Origin of the sequence: Chryseobacterium sp. JK1 (assembly GCF_050632815.1) — a bacterium.
GTDB lineage: Bacteria > Bacteroidota > Bacteroidia > Flavobacteriales > Weeksellaceae > Chryseobacterium.
Genome location: NZ_JBODRU010000004.1, coordinates 124,829 through 141,833 on the forward strand (window position 1 = coordinate 124,829; position 17,005 = coordinate 141,833).

Below are 17,005 nucleotides of genomic sequence, written 5' to 3' on the forward strand. Positions count from 1 at the left end.
TAAAATTATAAAAATCTTTTTTCATAAAGATGCCAGGAGGAAATCCCGACTCCAATAACGACCAGCATACAGATAATACTCATCAAATAAGGGTTGTAGTCTTCAAACAATCCTAAAGTCTGGAAAGTTCTGATAATAGGAAAGTGGAAAATGTAAATTCCATAGGTGAAATCACCATATTTTCCGAAATTATTTAAGAATTTGAATGAATAAGCAATATACATGACGATAACACCAATCATCATTGGGGAAAAAAGCTGAATGTTTAAATATAAATCAATCCACACCGTGGCAAAAGCAATGATGAAAATGATATTTTTATGTTTGATGAATGTATTAAAATTAAAGTAAATCAGCATTCCAGGGATAAAATAGGATAATGTTCCGGGAAGCTGTTTGGCAAGGGAAATTTTATTTAAAGATTCGAAATAATTTAAATAAATAAGAGATAAAAAGTATAAAATAATCAAGCTTGTATTTCTGTATTTTTTATTTTTTCCGAAAAGCAAGAACAGTAAAGGCACAGAGAAATAATAGCACATTTCTATTTTCAGCGTCCATAGAGCACCATTCACTGCCTGATTTCCAAAAACTCCAGGAAGCCAGGGTGCTTTAAAATTTAAAAATATCGAATTCCAAAAAAGGTATTTGTAAACCTGAGTATTACTGAAATATTCAGTGAAAGAGTAAGTGCTTACCAGGCTTAATAAAATAGCACATAAAAAGATAACCAGTAAGTATGCGGGAACAATTCTTTTGATTCTCTTCTTTAAATAACTTTTAAGACTTGAAGATCTGTCGTAGCTCCTCGCAATAAGAAATCCACTCACTGCAAAGAAGCCGAAAACAGCAATTTCTATAGGGCTGTGCTCAAAAATCTTGAGATCGGTAGAAGCGCTGAGGGTGCCAAGATGTCCAAGGAAGACAATAAAGGCAAGGAGAACACGTATAAAATCAAAATTGTTTTTCGTTATATCCTGCATTTGTATCTGTTTCCTGCAAAAATAACTTTTTTTCAGAGAATGAATGGTGCTCGTGTATTCATTATTTACTAAATAAAGGGAAAATAGGGACTTGGTGTTTTAAAATATGTAGAAATAAAGGTAGATGAAATAATTTTTCATAAAAAATAGTAATATAAATCAAAAAAATTATAATTTTAGCGCTTGAAAAAAATGATCTATGAAGAAATTAGCATTACTATTTGCAGGATTGTCATTATTTGCGGCTACAGGATGTAGCAGTGATAGTGATACCGTTCTGGAAGCTCCTTTAGTTGGGACATGGCAGCCATTAAAAGAGGTAGTTACTACTGTGGAGGTGGGTGAAGACCCGGTTTCTAACACGATTACTTACACGGATTGCCAGAAACAGACAAGATGGTTCTTTAGTGTAGATTCCAAAGGAGCCAAAACCAATTGGGGAGATACCGCTACACCGGGAGTTTGTGCTATTCTGTCTGACATAAAGTTCAACTATACCTATGATAAGGATTCGAAATCTGTTCAGATGAAGATCCAGGGAGTGGTAGAACCGCAAAATGCAAAGGTGGTAAAGTTGGATAATACAACACTTAACCTTGCTGTAAGAGAAGAAACTCAAGATCCTACTGTATTCCAGACCAGAACATATACGTTCAGAAGAGTGGTTCAATAATAGTATACTTCAAGATATAAAACAGATCTCATCTTCGGATGGGATTTTTTTGTTGAGCAACGAATGGTAATTCATTATAAATTAAATTTTTATTTGTTTTAAAATCACTAATTTTGTGAATCTTGTAAAAAAGAAAAATATTTAAATATTTAAAGTCTAACATATAATCTATATAAAAGTGTTTTACGATCATCAGCAGATAGAAAAAAAGTGGCAGAAGTACTGGGAGGAAAATCAAACTTACAAAACCTCCAACAACACAGATAAACCTAAATTTTATGTTCTCGATATGTTTCCGTATCCATCAGGAGCTGGGCTTCACGTAGGTCACCCGCTCGGATATATTGCATCAGACATTTATGCGAGATATAAAAGACACCAAGGGTTTAATGTCCTCCATCCGGTTGGGTACGACAGCTTCGGACTTCCTGCTGAACAATATGCTATCCAGACAGGACAGCATCCGGCAATCACTACAGAACAGAATATCAACAGATATGAAGAGCAGCTGAAAAAAATCGGTTTCTCTTTCGACTGGAGCAGAGAATTGAGAACTTCAGATGCTTCTTATTATAAATGGACACAGTGGATCTTTATTCAGCTGTATCATTCTTGGTACAATAAAGATACCAATAAGGCAGAAGCTATTGAAACCTTAATTCAGCACTTCGAAGAAAAAGGAACAGAAGGATTAAATGCCAATCAAAATGATGAGCTTAGCTTTACTGCAGAAGAATGGAAAAATGCTTCCGATCTTGACAAAGAAGATATCCTGTTGAACTACCGTCTTTCTTACAGAGCAGAGACTACTGTTAACTGGTGTCCTGCATTAGGAACAGTATTGGCAAATGATGAAATAAAAGACGGAAAATCAGAAAGAGGTGGTTTCCCTGTATTTCAGAAAAAAATGATGCAGTGGAGCATGAGGATTTCTGCTTACTCTGAAAGATTATTACAAGGACTTTCCACAATAGACTGGCCACAGCCTTTGAAAGATTCTCAGGAGTACTGGATTGGAAAATCTCAGGGAGCTCAGGTACAGTTTCAGGTAGAAGGTCATGACGAGTCTGTTGAGGTCTTCACGACCAGACCTGATACCATCTTTGGAGCAACTTTTATGGTATTGGCTCCTGAAAATCCTTTAGTAGAAACTATTACTACCAATGCTCAAAAAGTAGAAGTAGATACTTATATTGAAGAAACTTCCAAGAAAACAGAAAGAGATAGAATGTCTGACGTGAAAAACGTGAGCGGAGCTTTCACAGGAAGTTATGCAGTAAATCCTTTCAGCGGAGAAAAAATGCCAATCTATATTTCAGACTATGTATTGATGGGATATGGAACGGGAGCGGTTATGGCTGTTCCGGCGCACGACGAACGTGATCACAGATTTGCAAAGAAATTTGATCTTGAAATTAAAAAAGTAGTTGAAACAGAAGAAGACGTTCAGGAAAAAGCTTTTGATTCTAAAGATTCCGTATGTGTGAATTCTGACTTCTTAAATGGTTTGAATTACAACGATGCGAAGTCTAAAATGATTTCCGAGATTGAAACTAAAGGTATCGGTCACGGAACAACCAATTACAGACAGCGTGATGCTATTTTCTCAAGACAGCGTTATTGGGGAGAACCGGTTCCTATATATTATAAGGAAGGAATGCCTTACACACTTCCGGTTTCAGCTTTACCGCTTGAACTTCCGGAAGTTGAAAAATACTTACCTACAGAAGACGGAGATCCGCCATTAGGAAATGCAAAAGTATTTGCCTGGGATGAAGCTAATCAGAAAGTAGTTTCTGTTGACTTAATTGATGATACAACAATTTTCCCATTAGAATTATCTACGATGCCAGGCTGGGCAGGAAGCTCATGGTATTTCCTTAGATATATGGATCCTAATGACGAGGAAACTTTTGTTAAAAAAGAATTAGCAGATTATTGGGGACAGGTAGACCTATATATAGGAGGAAGCGAACACGCAACAGGTCACTTATTATATTCCCGTTTCTGGAACATGTTCTTAAAAGACAGAGGATATATCAGTCACGACGAACCTTTCCAAAAATTGATCAACCAGGGGATGATCCTGGGAATGAGTGCATTTGTATATAGAATAGATGGTACCAATCAATATGTATCTAAAAATCTAGCAAAAGACTATACAACGCAGGCGATCCACGTAGACGTATCTTTATTAAAAGGAACTTCAGACGAATTGGATACTGAAGCTTTCAAAGCCTGGAGACCAGACTATGCTGATGCAGAATTTATTTTCGAAGATGGAAAATACATCACAGGCCGTGAAGTAGAAAAAATGTCCAAGTCTAAATATAATGTAGTAAACCCGGATGATATCTGTGAAGAATACGGAGCAGACGGTTTAAGACTATATGAAATGTTCTTAGGACCATTAGAACAATCCAAGCCTTGGAATACTCAGGGATTAAGTGGAGTATATGGTTTCCTTAAAAAATTCTGGAACCTTTACTTCAATGGAGATGTATTTGAAGTTTCTGATGAAGAACCTACAAAAGCAGAATACAAAGTTTTACATACCTTAATAAAGAAGGTGGTATATGATATTGAAAACTTCTCTTTCAATACTTCAGTATCATCATTCATGATTGCAGTGAACGAACTTCAGAAAATAAAATGCAACAAACGCAATATTTTAGAACCGCTTGCCGTTATCATCTCTCCATATGCCCCTCACATCTGTGAAGAACTTTGGAATATATTAGGTCACAATACTTCGATAGAATTTGAAAAGTTCCCGGTATTGAATGAAGACTATCTGGTTGAAGACGAAATTGAATATCCGGTAAGTGTAAATGGTAAAATGAAGTTCAAAATTTCCCTTTCAGCTCAATTATCTGCTAAGGAGGTGGAAGATTTGGTGATTTCAAATGAAAAAATGCAACAGATTTTGGAAGGAAAAAGCCCTAAAAAAATCATTGTTGTCCCTCACCGTATTGTGAATATCGTAATTTAAAAAAAAATTAACATTGGGAAATTAAAAAAAATGGGTGTTTTATTTTTTTGATTTTTTAACTCAAATGTTAAATTGGGAAAAAATAAATAAAATAATTTAAAATAATTATTATTTCGAAATCGTATTAAATTTTCTTTATCAAAAAAAAGCAAAATGTTTAATTAAGACTCTTGCATTTTAATTAATTTTGCCTTTAATTTACACCCTGTAAAATTTTAAAACAATATAATTTAGTTAAATATGGAAATGAATGTTTCAAAAAATGATGAGCAAGTAGTTGCTAGAAAGGCAGGAGGTTTAAATCCAGCTGTTATTATTCCTATTCTATTTGCTATAGGAGTATGTATTTATTTATTCGTTCTTGGTAGCCCAGGAAACTTTAAAGATGCAGATAAACTAGGAGGTGGATCTGTAGCTTTTTCAAGTGTTGAAGGAAAAGACATTCACCCAGAATCGTTTTTAGGTATTATCTACAAAGGAGGGATTATCGTACCAATCTTGATTACTTTCATGATTACAGTAATCGTTTTCTCTATTGAAAGATATTTAATTTTAGGTAAAGCTGCTGGAAAAGGAAACTTAGACAACTTCGTTGTACAAGTAAGAAGCTTACTAAACCAAAACAAAATTGACGAAGCTATCGAAGAGTGCGACAGACAACAAGGTTCTGTAGGTAACGTAGTAAAAGAAGGTCTTACTACTTACAAAGCGCTTTCTCACGATAACACATTAAATAAGGAGCAGAAAATGGTAGCACTTAACAAAGCTATCGAAGAAGCTACAACTCTTGAGATGCCAATGCTTGAGAAAAACATGATGATTCTTTCTACTTTAGGTACAGTTGCAACGTTAGTAGCTCTACTTGGAACAGTAATCGGGATGATCAAGGCATTCTTCGCATTAGGTTCAGGAGGTGGTACTCCAGATGCTGCTGCTCTATCTACTGGTATCTCTGAAGCCTTGATCAACACGGCATTAGGTATTGGTACTTCAGCAATCGCTATTATCCTTTACAACTTCTTTACTTCTAAAATTGATGGATTAACTTACAAGATCGACGAGATCTCTATGAGTATCCAACAATCTTTCGCTGAATTCAACTAAGAATTTTAGCAAGGTATTTGCATTAGCAATTAAAAGAAGTTTAATTAAAAATATTTTATAATAATGGCGAGAGTCAAACCTAAAAGACATGGAGTAGTGACGGACATGACCGCAATGTGTGACGTTGCGTTCCTACTTCTTACGTTCTTTATCTTGACCACTCAGTTTAAGAAACCTGACGTGGAGCAGATCAAACCGCCATCTTCAATTTCGGAAAAATTGCTTCCTGATGCTAGTTTAATGACTATCAATGCTACTCCGGACGGAAAATTCTATTTCCAGCCAGTAGAAAATGCATCAGAAAGAATTGCTCTTTTGGATAAAATGGGAAAGAAGTATGGAATTACTTTTGACAACAACCAAAAAGCAGCTTTCCAGAAAGTTCAGGCAATTGGAGTTCCAATGAACCAACTTAAAGGTTATTTGGATATGCCTGCAGATGAGCAGAAAAATTATAAGAGTCCTACAGGTATTCCTATGGACAGTACAAATAAGCAATTAATTGACTGGGTAAAAGAAAGTTTGAGCGTTAATCCTGACTACAAGTTAGCAATTAAAGGTGACGTTACAACGCAATACCCTAAAGTTAAAGGCCTGTTTGAAGGTTTAAGAGATATTGATTTTCTTAAATTTTGGTTGATTACATCACAAGAAGGTAAACCTAACGAATAATATCGATAGAAATGGCAGAAGTACAAGTACAAGAGAAAGGCGGCAAGGGCGGCAAGGTCCGTTCCAAGAAGCAAAGTACCAGGGTCGATATGACTCCGATGGTGGACTTGGGTTTTCTATTGATTACCTTCTTTATGTTCACAACTACATTCAGTAAACCGAATGTTATGGACTTAGGTCTTCCGGCAAAACCAAAACCAGATGCTCCTAAACCTCCACCAACAGAAATTAAACTTTCTAACTCTATTTCTATCTTATTAGGAAAAGACAACAGAGTTTTCTGGCACCAACAAGATGCTACATCTTTAAATGACCAGACTCTTATGGAAACTACTCTTGATAGAGAAGGAATTAGAAAAGTAATTCAGCAGGCAAAATCTAGAGCTGCAGATCAAACGAAATTTACCGTGATCATTAAGCCAACTGACGATGCAGTATATAAGAACTTTGTTGATATTCTTGACGAAATGGCAATTACCAAAAGTGAGCAGTACGGTGTTACTGACATCAAGCCTTGGGAAAAAGCTGTATACGAGAAGAAAGTAGGTGGTGCAGCAGCACCGGCTCCTGCAACTAAGTAATTTAACCATAAAATTGTTATATCTAACTCTATGGCAGATGAAAATGTATACGGTCAGAATCTTACCTTAGACGAGATCGTATTTGAAAATAGAAACAAGGAATATGGTGCCTATGATCTTAGACATCAGTATCCGAGACTTTTAACAAGGTCTTTTATTATCGGAACAGCATTATTCCTTTTGGCAGCTTTGTCTCCGTTCATCTATCTTACGATTAAAAATCTTACAGCTCCACCTAAGCAAGAAGTGAAGGCGGACCTTGTAGATATTATCGAAGAAGATCCGATTATCGAGCAGCCTAAAGAAGAAGAACCACCTCCACCACCTCCACCTCCAAAAGAAGAGGAGAAAATTGAGGTAATTCAGAACGTAGTTCCTGAGCCTGTAAAAGCTCCGAAAATTGAAACTCCACCACCACCGATCTCTAAGCAGTTGGAAACAACAACTGGTTTACAGAATCAGGAGGGGGTAAAAGCTCCGGCTTATACACCACCGCCACCACCACCATCTACAGGTACTAAAGCTAGTACAGCAGAGGTGAAAGCGAACAACCCTAACGAAATCTACAAAGATGTAGACCAGTCTGCAGAATATCCTGGAGGTATGGGTGCATTGAGAAAATTCTTAGGGGAAAACTTTGATACTTCTTTAATGGAAGGAGGTGAAGGTACTTTAAAAACTAAGTTGAAGTTCGTTGTAGAAAAAGACGGAACTGTTTCGAACGTTACCATTGAAGAGAAATCTCCAAATGGCGACTTCAACAGTGAAGCAATGCGTGTAGTTAAGAAACTTAAAAAGTGGACTCCTGCTAAGAGAAATGGAGAAAGCGTTAGATCTTACTATAGCGTACCATTTACTATGAACTTTGAATAATTAGACTTATTTATTCAGAATATAAATAAAAAGAGAAGCATATGCTTCTCTTTTTATTTTTTTTGGTATTTTTGTTACATGATGTTCAATTGGTTATCCCTCGTTACGGGATTGTTTTATATCGTTTTAGGAATTGTAGTCATTGTCTACAAATTCTTTTTTACTATCTTGGAGCCTGCTGTTGCCTATGCATTAGGCGTAGTATTGATAATTTATGGAGTGTTCAGAATTTACAGAGCAGTTTCAAAAATTAAAAAATCAAGAGATGAAGAATAGTTTTAAAATTGCAGTCGTTTTTGTGCTGGGTATGATGCTTGCAGGCTGCAAAAAAGAAGAAAAATCTCCTTCCTATCATAAAGGAGATCTTACCATTCTTACCGACGAATCCTTTCAGAGTGTTACAGAGGCATTAGCTGACGGCTACATGATCAATTATCCTGAAACACACATTAAAGTTGAGACAAAAAAAGAAGACTTAGGCCTTCTTGAATTGCTGAAAGGAAATGCCAAGGTGGTGGTAATGTCCAGAAACCTTACTAAAGAAGAAATAAAAACATATGAGGAGAGAACAGATCTAAAGTTTCTTCCTGCTAAATTCGCTGCCGATGCAGTTGTTTTTGTGGTTCCAAAAGACTCTCCTAAAGAAAGTATTTCAATGGATGAGATCAATAGTGGGCTTCTTTCAGATACTAAAGAATTCATTTTCGACGGAACCAATTCCAGCAATCTGAACTTTGTTGCGGAAAAGCTTAAAAAAGAGCCGAAAGATCTTAAATTTTCCATTATTCCTGGAAATCAGAAAATCATAGAAGAATTAGGAAAATATCCCAACAAAATTGGGGTAATAGGCCTTAATACTTTTAGCCGACCTTATGATAAAACCTCTGAAAAGCTTAGAGAAATGGTTAAAGTACTTCCTGTAGAAAGTAACGGAAAACTATATTCTGCAGATTTTGCAGGGCTTCGTTCCATGGAATATCCGTTTACAAGAGTACTTTATTTTCTGGCTAATGAAGGCAATTTTAATATTGCGAATGGATTTATAAGATTTTCATGTACGCATCTAGGACAAAAGATTGTACAGAAAGAAGGTCTACAGCCTTATAACCTGTATAAGCGAGAGGTTCAAATGCGTTAAAAATTATTAAACTCACAATTTACCCTTATAAAAAACAGTGTTTTGGTCTGAAAATTGTGTAGAATATAACTCAATTATTAGAAAATATAAAATGAAAGATATAATGAATATGAATGTAAAGAAGATTGCTTTTGGAGCAGCCGTGGTATTTTTTACCGGTTTTGCCTCTGCACAGACATTGCAGGATGGTATTAACAGTATAGACAGTGATAAATTTGCTCAGGCAAAAACCAACTTCACTGACATGATCGCTAAAGAGCCTACTGCTGAAAACTACTTCTATTTAGGAAATACTTTCTTAAAACAAGGAGAGCCAGACTATGCAAAGGCTACTGAAAGCTTCAACAAAGGTTTAGCTGCTGACAGCAAAAGTTATCTTAACAAAATTGGTCTTGCTACCGTTAAATTAGGAAAAGGTGACAAGAACGCTGTAGCTGAAATTCAGAAAGTAGTAACTGACTCTAGAGAAAAAGACGCTGAAGTATTATTCAGAGCAGCGGAAGCTTTAACTTTATTCGAAAAGAACAGTTCTCCGGATCTTGCTATTCAGTTCTTGACTAAAGCAATTGAAAAAGCAGAGAAGAAAGGAGTGCCTGCTCATTACTACTATACATTAGGAGATGCTTACAGATTGAAAAGAGCTCCAGGTGAAGCAATGTCTGCTTATGATAAAGCATTACCTTTAGCTAAAAATAAAGCTTCTGTTTACACAAGAATGGCAACCCTATGGATGGCTGCTCAAGTATGGCAGAAAGCTAAAGAAAGTGTAGATAAAGCAATTGCGGTAGATCCTACTTATGCGCCTGCTTATAAAGCATTGGCAGGTTATGATATCAGATATCAGCAAAATGCAAAAGCTACACAAGACCTTATCAACTATACAAAATATGCTGATGAAGATCCATATACTCAATTAGAGATTTCAAAATTATACTTCACCAACGAAGATTATGCAAACTCTAAAATTGTACTTGATAAAATCTTTGATAAAATTGAAGACCCTATCAAGTTCAAATTAAGAGCTTATCAGTCTTATGCAGATAAAAACTATGCTGAAGCAAAGCAAAATATGGATACTTTTGTTTCTCAAGCTGAAAAAACAAGAATTCAGCCTGCAGATCAAGGTTTACAGGGACTTATTGCTGCCGGTTTAGCAAAAGACGAAAAAGATGCTGCTAAAAAATCTGCTTTAATGGCAGAATCTCAACAGAAAATAGCAATTGCTAAAGCGGCTAAAGATGAAACCATGAAGTGGGATCTTGAGCTGGCAAATATCGCTGGTGGCGATGGTGTTTCTCAGTCAGAAGCTGATAAAGGACCTACTAACCCAACGATTGAAGGATTGAAAAAACAGGTTGCTGCTAACGCTCAGGATTCTGATGCTTTATTTAAACTTGCTACCGCTTACCAGGATGTTAAAAACTGGAATGGTGCAATCCTTACATGGCAGAAAATGTCTACTCTTCTTCCTGATTGGGCTCCTGCTTACTATAGCCAGGGATACTCTTATCAGCAAGCTGGGAACAATGATGCTGCAAAAATTGCTTATGAGAAATTCATCAGTACTGTAAAACCTGCAGATCAGGAAGCGAACAAGCAGACTCTTGCTTATGCATACTTTGCAGTAGCATATATGAGCAAAGATTCAGATGCTGCCAAAGCAAAAGATTATGTTGCTAAATCTTTACAGTTGGATCCTACTTACCAGGATGCTGTAAAATTGAACGCAGAGATCAACAAGTAATTTAAATTGTAAATTATAGATATTAAAACTTCCCATTCATAATGTTTGGGAAGTTTTTATTTTAAACCTTATCTTTGAATATATGAAAACTGATATACTTGCTTTTGGAGCACATCCTGATGATGTAGAACTCGGATGTGGAGGCACGATTGCCAAAATGGTTTCTGAAGGAAAAAAAGTTGTTGTGGTAGATCTTACCAGAGGAGAACTGGGAACAAGAGGCACTGATGAAACAAGAAAAGCAGAAGCGGCAGATGCTGCTAAAATTTTAGGACTTTCTGCCAGAGAAAATCTGGGAATGAAAGATGGCTTTTTGGTTAATTCTGAAGAGTACCAAATGAGGATCGTAAAAATGGTTCGCAAATACCGCCCGGAAATCGTCTTAGCCAACGCGATTGATGATAGACATCCGGATCATGCAAAAGGAGCGAAATTAGTATCGGATGCGTGCTTTTTATCCGGATTAAGAAAAATTGAAACGGTAGAAGAGGGGGAAATCCAGGAAGCATGGAGACCTAAGCATATTTTTCATTATATTCAGTGGAAAGATATCAAACCAGAGTTCGTTATTGACATTTCAGAATTTCTCGATAAAAAAATTGAGTCGTGTATGGCTTATAAGACTCAGTTTTATGACCCAACTTCTAAAGAACCGGAGACTCCAATCACTACAAAAGACTTTTATGAGAGCTTAACGTACCGTGCACAGGATTTAGGCCGGTTATCGGGAGTTGCTTATGCTGAGGGATTTACGTCTGAGAAGTTAATTTCTTTGAAAAATTTTGATGGAATTGTTTGGTAGTTGAGGAAATTGTCCTATATTTGCACTCAGAAAACGGTGATTGTAGCTCAGTTGGTTAGAGCGTCGGATTGTGGTTCCGAAGGTCGGGGGTTCGAGACCCCTCATTCACCCAAAGAAAGTACACTTTTTGAAAGTGTACTTTTTTATTTTGCCCTATTTCCATCCGAAAATAGCATCCGGTTTTTCTGCTTTTCTTTAAAGAAATTTCATTCTGATTATTCAAAATCTACGTCTTAATACTTAAAAACGGTTTACCTAAATCAAATTCTGATAAAAAGACACCGTATTTTTATATTTAATGTATTCCAATAGATCAGAATATCATTACAATGTATCATAACTGGAATGAAGGATTTGAAAAATGTTTGATTCGAGACTTTATAGGTATAAATCAAAGTTCATATGATTTAGCCTATCATTCACCCGATGAAAAATGTGAAATTTTTGAAACTGGGACAGAATTTTTTTTAAGATCAAACTCCACACTATGACCTCCTCCCCAATAAGTATTTACTTTTTGGGGAGGAGGTCATTTATGATTTAAGATTCAAATTGGAAATAGAAAGTTGTTCCTCATAATTCTTCTAACCTGCTGAGATAGAAAATCTTTCTGCCAAATCTTACATTTTAAAAAATATACTTTATATTTGCGCCCTATAAAAATGTAAAACTAATAACCATTACAAACTTTTATCAAAATGAGGAAGAAAATTACCCTATCCTTACTTTTGATGCTATTTTTCATGGCATCAAAGATTTCAGCTCAGTGCACAACAGGGATACAGTATCCCGCCGGGATTTATCAAGCGACTGGTGCGGCTGGCTCGGGCACTATCAACTCCGATGCAAGAACTGGCGAGTATGCCAGTGTGCACGTTGAACCATCAAGGTATTATACTTTTAGCTCGTCCGTTTCCACTGATTATTTGACTATTACCAATGATACTGGCACACAAGTACTTGCTTCTGGAGTAACACCTGTAAGTTTTGTTTCAGCTTATAATCAGGCGGTTCGGTATTACATTCATCAAAATGCACAATGTCAAACGACCAATCAGTTTGTACGAACACGAAAAGTTACTTGGGTTACGGCTCAAGCTTGTTTAGATGTTACGCCTACAGGTGTTTCAAATATTTCACCTATATCATGTACAATTAATTATACGACGCCTTCTGTTGCGCCTGCTTTTGGCTATCAAGCTTATGTGAGTACTTCACCTGCAACACCTGGCGCAACGGTTCCAACAAGTTCTTCAAGTACAAATTCAATTTTGGTTACCGCTTTAAATCCGGATACTACTTATCATTATTGGCTTCGTTCTAGATGTGATTATCAAAATGGAGCTTGGATTTATGGAGGAACTTTTACAACGATTTCATCATTGCTTTGCAATAGTGCCTATTATGGAATTTATCCTTCAGTTACCGTTACACCAAACTGCACGGGAAGTGATGATTTCTTTGCTACTGATGTAAAAAATAGTAGTTTTTCCAATATAGCTGTTGTTCCAAACACTCAGTATCAATTTAAAACCAATTATGGGACCGATTTTATTACCATTACTAACGCTTTAGGAACCGTTGTTCTGGCAAGTGGTACAACACCTGTCAATTGGAATTCGGGCTCTACTTCAGGAGTGGTTCGTTTTTATTCTCATGACAATGCACAATGTGGTTACGGTATTTCTACAGGGAGTCCGCGTAATAAATATGTAAATTGTATTACATCATCTGTTACCTGTATGCCTCCGTCTAGTTTGGCAGTAGCCAACATTACATCTAATTCTATTAGGATGTCTTGGGCTGCTCCAACTAATGTACCAGGTAGTGGTTATGAAATTTATATGGCCACTACAAATACTGCTCCGACAGCAAATAGCACTGCTACCCATACCAATACTACTACCACTAAAGATATTAATGGTTTAACAGCTGGTGTTACCTATTATTATTGGATTCGATCTAATTGTGGTACAGAAAAAAGCAGCTGGGCTTCGGGTGGCTCTTTCACAATGAACCAATCATTAAGTTGTAATGGAGCTATTTATGGTTTGTATCCCGATGCTGCTTTTACGCCTTCATGCACTGGGAATGCGGAGCCAATTACTTCTAGTGCCTTTGCAAGCCAATATTCTAATGTAAATATTGCTGCCAACCAACAATATGTGTTCTCTTCTTCTGTGGGTACCGATTTTATAACGATTACCAATAGTACAGGAACTTCAGTTTTGGCAAGTGGTCAAACACCATTAAACTGGTCTTCAGGTACCAATACGGGTGGAATACGTTATTATTTACATAGTAATTCTAACTGTGGATCACAAAATACCAACCGAACTAAATATATTCAATGCGTAACCACTGCAAATTGCGGGTTACCTTCACAATTATCGGTTTCTAATATTACATCAAATTCTTGCAGATTGAGCTGGACGGCACCAGCAACTGCGCCAACAAATTATGATATTTATATTATTACAACCAATACTGCACCAACAAGTACAACAACAGCTTCTGCAACAACTACATCGGCAGGTACGGGAGTCTTGAATGGAATTTCCGCAGCAACAACTTATTATTATTGGATAAGATCTAATTGTAACGGAACAAAAAGTGCCTGGGTGTATGGTGGAAGTTTTACTACGCTTGCTGCTTTAACATGTAATGGTGCAACGTATGGTTTATATCCAAATGAAACTTTTACCCCAACCTGTACTGGCAGTCCGCAACAAATTGTTAGCGATGCTTATGCTGGTGAATATTCAAATGTAAATGTAGTTGCGAATACACAATATACTTTTTTTAGTTCGAATTCCTCGGATTATATTACAGTAACCAATGCTTTAGGAAATACGGTTCTAGCATCAGGTACCACGCCTCTAAACTGGGTTTCGGGTACTTATTCAGGAGTTGTTAGATATCATATCAATACCAATGCTTCTTGTGGTACACAAAATACCAGTAGAATAAGATATATTCAATGTATGGGTCTGGTGGCTACTTGTGGAGCTCCTGGTAATTTATCAGTATCTAATATAACCTCAAATTCCTGCAGCCTTGCTTGGTCTGCACCAGCAACTGCTCCTACTAATTATGAAGTGTATTTATCTACCGTAAATTCAGCACCTGTAAGTGGAACAGCTGCAACTCACTCAACAACTGGCCCTGCCATATCTTCATTAAATCCATTAATACCTTCTACTACGTATTTTTATTGGGTTCGTTCTAATTGTAATGGAACAAAAAGTAACTGGATTTCGGGTGGAAGCTTTACAACACTTACTACAGGTTGTTGGAAAATGGTATCTACAGGTATGAGCCATTCGCTTGGAATAAAATCAGACGGAACACTTTGGGCTTGGGGTGCAAATGATTTTGGGCAATTGGGTAATGGAACTAACACCGCAAAAACAGTTCCAGTACAAATTGGAACAGCAAATGACTGGCAAAGTGTAAGCGCGGGCACATTTCATAGTATGGCTATTAAAACCAATGGTACACTTTGGGGATGGGGACTTAACGGAAATAGCCGATTAGGTGACGGAACAACCAACGATCGAATTTTCCCTACTCAGATAACTTCAGATACGAACTGGCAGAGTGTTTCTGCTGGAGATGTAAATACAGTAGCCATAAAAACGAATGGAACGCTTTGGGGCTGGGGATATAATGGATATGCTCAACTTGGAGATGGAACAACTAACAACCGATCAACTCCTTATCAAATAGGAACAGCTACTAACTGGCGTAGTGTTGATCTAGGATCGGTTCATGCGCTGGCTATTAAAACAGATGGAACACTTTGGGCATGGGGAACCAGTTCATACGGTCAGGTAGGAGACGGCACTACTGCTACTAGATTTAGTCCCTTACAAATTGGGACGGCAACTGATTGGCAAGAGGTTTCTGCTGGAGGTTTTCATTCAGTGGGATTAAAAACTAATGGAATACTTTATACTTGGGGACACAATTTGTACGGACAGCTTGGTGATGGTACGAATACTTCTAAATCAGCTCCTAATGCAGTATATGATGGTGTTAAAAGTATTAGTGCCGGTTCTGATCATACTGTAGGAACGACATCTTTTGGAAATATGTGGTTTTGCGGTAGCAATGTTTATGGCCAATTAGGTGATGGAACAACCACTAATAGAAACACGATTACAATGACGAATTCCAGCAATTATCAAAAGGCTGTAACCGGATTTCACCATACTTTACTATTAAATACTGATAGCTCTATTTCTAGCTGTGGGTTAAATGGATCAGGGCAGTTGGGTAATAACTCCACAACGAATAGTTCTTCATGGGTGTCTATTGCATGCCCTGTAAGTAACCTAATGGTTGATGAAGTTATGTCCGCAGCAGATCATTTAAAAGTTTTCCCAAATCCTGTAAATGATATCTTAAATGTATCTTCTGATAAAAAGATTATCTCGGTAACACTATTCAATACGACAGGGCAATTGATTTTCACCAAAGAGATCAACGATAAAACAACAACGATTGATGCTTCAAGCTTAGTATCGGGAGTTTATATCTTAAAAATAGATTCAGGTGAAAAAAATGTAAAAACAGTAAAAGTCATTAAAAGATAAATAAGAAGATGTATTAAATTTTTTGATCTTCAACTTATTATATACTAAATAAAAACAACCTTCGGGTTGTTTTTATTGTTTTGTGCAGGCTCAAAATCGCTTACAATGAGCCAGCAATTCATTAGTATATCAGATGTGCTGATGAAAAAAAATTAAACAGGTTCTCAGTGTTCAAAATTATAATCCGTTCTCCAGCTATGGTTACACTTGAAGAAGATCATCAATTTTTTCTGCTATTTTATTTTTGAAGCTATTTCCCGCTTTTTGTTACAATCTTTTTTTTCAAAAAAAGGATTTTCACGGCAATCGGGGCTAGGAAATTTGTTTATGATTAAAAATATGTGGAAAATACCTATTGAGGCAGGCAAAAATATTTCCGTATTTTTAAAATCACATTCTCAAAATATGGAAATAAAGGTTACTGTAAAACAATTAGGGAGGAAACACCCGGTTCTTTCAGAGCAAATTCTCGATATTGCTCATCATGAAAATACCATTTCATTGGAGCGTCTTTTAAAACTTGTTGTCCAGCAACAGGTAGAAGCCTTCAATGCAAAATCATTTGAACTGGAAGATGAAGATGATACCAAAATTCCACAGAATAATTATTTAAATATTTTAACAGATACCGGAAAAGTAGGTTTCGGAAGTATTTACAACGACAAAAGAGCCAATCTGGAAAAGGCGCAAGAAAGCGCTATTCAGGCTTTCGAAGATGGCATGTTCGCCGTTTTTTATAATGATGAGCAGCTCGATAATCTGGCTCAGCCGGTTGATCTAAGTTTGCAGCATTCATTTACTTTCATCAGGCTCACTTTTTTGGCGGGAAGCTACTGGTAATTAAA

Annotated in this window: 13 protein-coding genes and 1 tRNA gene; 13 read left to right on the forward strand and 1 reads right to left on the reverse strand. The window is 36.6% G+C overall.

Annotation, left to right across the window (positions count from 1 at the left end):
- Nucleotides 1-5 precede the first annotated feature (5 nt).
- Complete coding sequence (locus ACQ76T_RS19480; RefSeq protein ID WP_431344917.1) at nt 6-983, reverse strand: acyltransferase family protein; 978 nt, start codon at nt 981-983, stop codon at nt 6-8.
- A 199-nt stretch (nt 984-1,182) separates the two neighbouring features.
- Here ACQ76T_RS19480 and ACQ76T_RS19485 point away from each other — a divergent pair, with 199 nt between their 5' ends.
- The 13 genes from ACQ76T_RS19485 (at nt 1,183) to ACQ76T_RS19545 (ending at nt 17,000) form a co-directional block, all read left to right on the forward strand.
- The gene (locus ACQ76T_RS19485) at nt 1,183-1,656 is read left to right on the forward strand and encodes a lipocalin family protein (protein ID WP_431344918.1); all 474 of its coding nucleotides are present in this window, start codon (nt 1,183-1,185) and stop codon (nt 1,654-1,656) included.
- A gap of 178 nt (nt 1,657-1,834) precedes the next feature.
- Nucleotides 1,835-4,648 (forward strand): leucine--tRNA ligase, encoded by a 2,814-nt coding sequence (gene leuS / locus ACQ76T_RS19490; RefSeq protein WP_431344919.1) that lies wholly within the window; start codon nt 1,835-1,837, stop codon nt 4,646-4,648.
- 240 nt (nt 4,649-4,888) lie between these two features.
- Nucleotides 4,889-5,752: a MotA/TolQ/ExbB proton channel family protein gene (locus ACQ76T_RS19495; RefSeq protein WP_431344920.1), complete on the forward strand. Its 864-nt coding sequence runs from the start codon at nt 4,889-4,891 to the stop codon at nt 5,750-5,752.
- A gap of 63 nt (nt 5,753-5,815) precedes the next feature.
- Complete coding sequence (locus ACQ76T_RS19500; protein ID WP_431344921.1) at nt 5,816-6,424, forward strand: ExbD/TolR family protein; 609 nt, start codon at nt 5,816-5,818, stop codon at nt 6,422-6,424.
- Between the two features lie 11 nt (nt 6,425-6,435).
- Entirely contained in the window at nt 6,436-7,005 is a 570-nt protein-coding gene (locus tag ACQ76T_RS19505; protein ID WP_422695529.1) for an ExbD/TolR family protein, read from the forward strand.
- A gap of 30 nt (nt 7,006-7,035) precedes the next feature.
- Nucleotides 7,036-7,878: an energy transducer TonB gene (locus tag ACQ76T_RS19510; RefSeq protein ID WP_431344922.1), complete on the forward strand. Its 843-nt coding sequence runs from the start codon at nt 7,036-7,038 to the stop codon at nt 7,876-7,878.
- 81 nt (nt 7,879-7,959) lie between these two features.
- Complete coding sequence (locus ACQ76T_RS19515; protein ID WP_431345100.1) at nt 7,960-8,154, forward strand: DUF308 domain-containing protein; 195 nt, start codon at nt 7,960-7,962, stop codon at nt 8,152-8,154.
- Complete coding sequence (locus tag ACQ76T_RS19520) at nt 8,144-9,016, forward strand: PstS family phosphate ABC transporter substrate-binding protein (RefSeq protein WP_431344923.1); 873 nt, start codon at nt 8,144-8,146, stop codon at nt 9,014-9,016. The genes ACQ76T_RS19515 and ACQ76T_RS19520 overlap by 11 nt, the downstream gene beginning before the upstream one ends.
- A 91-nt stretch (nt 9,017-9,107) precedes the next feature.
- The gene (locus ACQ76T_RS19525; protein ID WP_431344924.1) at nt 9,108-10,760 is read left to right on the forward strand and encodes a tetratricopeptide repeat protein; all 1,653 of its coding nucleotides are present in this window, start codon (nt 9,108-9,110) and stop codon (nt 10,758-10,760) included.
- 82 nt (nt 10,761-10,842) lie between these two features.
- A complete protein-coding gene (gene bshB1, locus ACQ76T_RS19530; RefSeq protein WP_431344925.1) occupies nt 10,843-11,562 on the forward strand; it encodes a bacillithiol biosynthesis deacetylase BshB1 in 720 nt (239 codons plus the stop codon).
- A 35-nt stretch (nt 11,563-11,597) separates the two neighbouring features.
- A tRNA-His gene (locus ACQ76T_RS19535) sits at nt 11,598-11,673 on the forward strand.
- 758 nt (nt 11,674-12,431) lie between these two features.
- Nucleotides 12,432-16,160: a fibronectin type III domain-containing protein gene (locus ACQ76T_RS19540; protein ID WP_431344926.1), complete on the forward strand. Its 3,729-nt coding sequence runs from the start codon at nt 12,432-12,434 to the stop codon at nt 16,158-16,160.
- A gap of 339 nt (nt 16,161-16,499) precedes the next feature.
- Complete coding sequence (locus ACQ76T_RS19545) at nt 16,500-17,000, forward strand: hypothetical protein (protein WP_431344927.1); 501 nt, start codon at nt 16,500-16,502, stop codon at nt 16,998-17,000.
- Nucleotides 17,001-17,005: the final 5 nt, after the last annotated feature.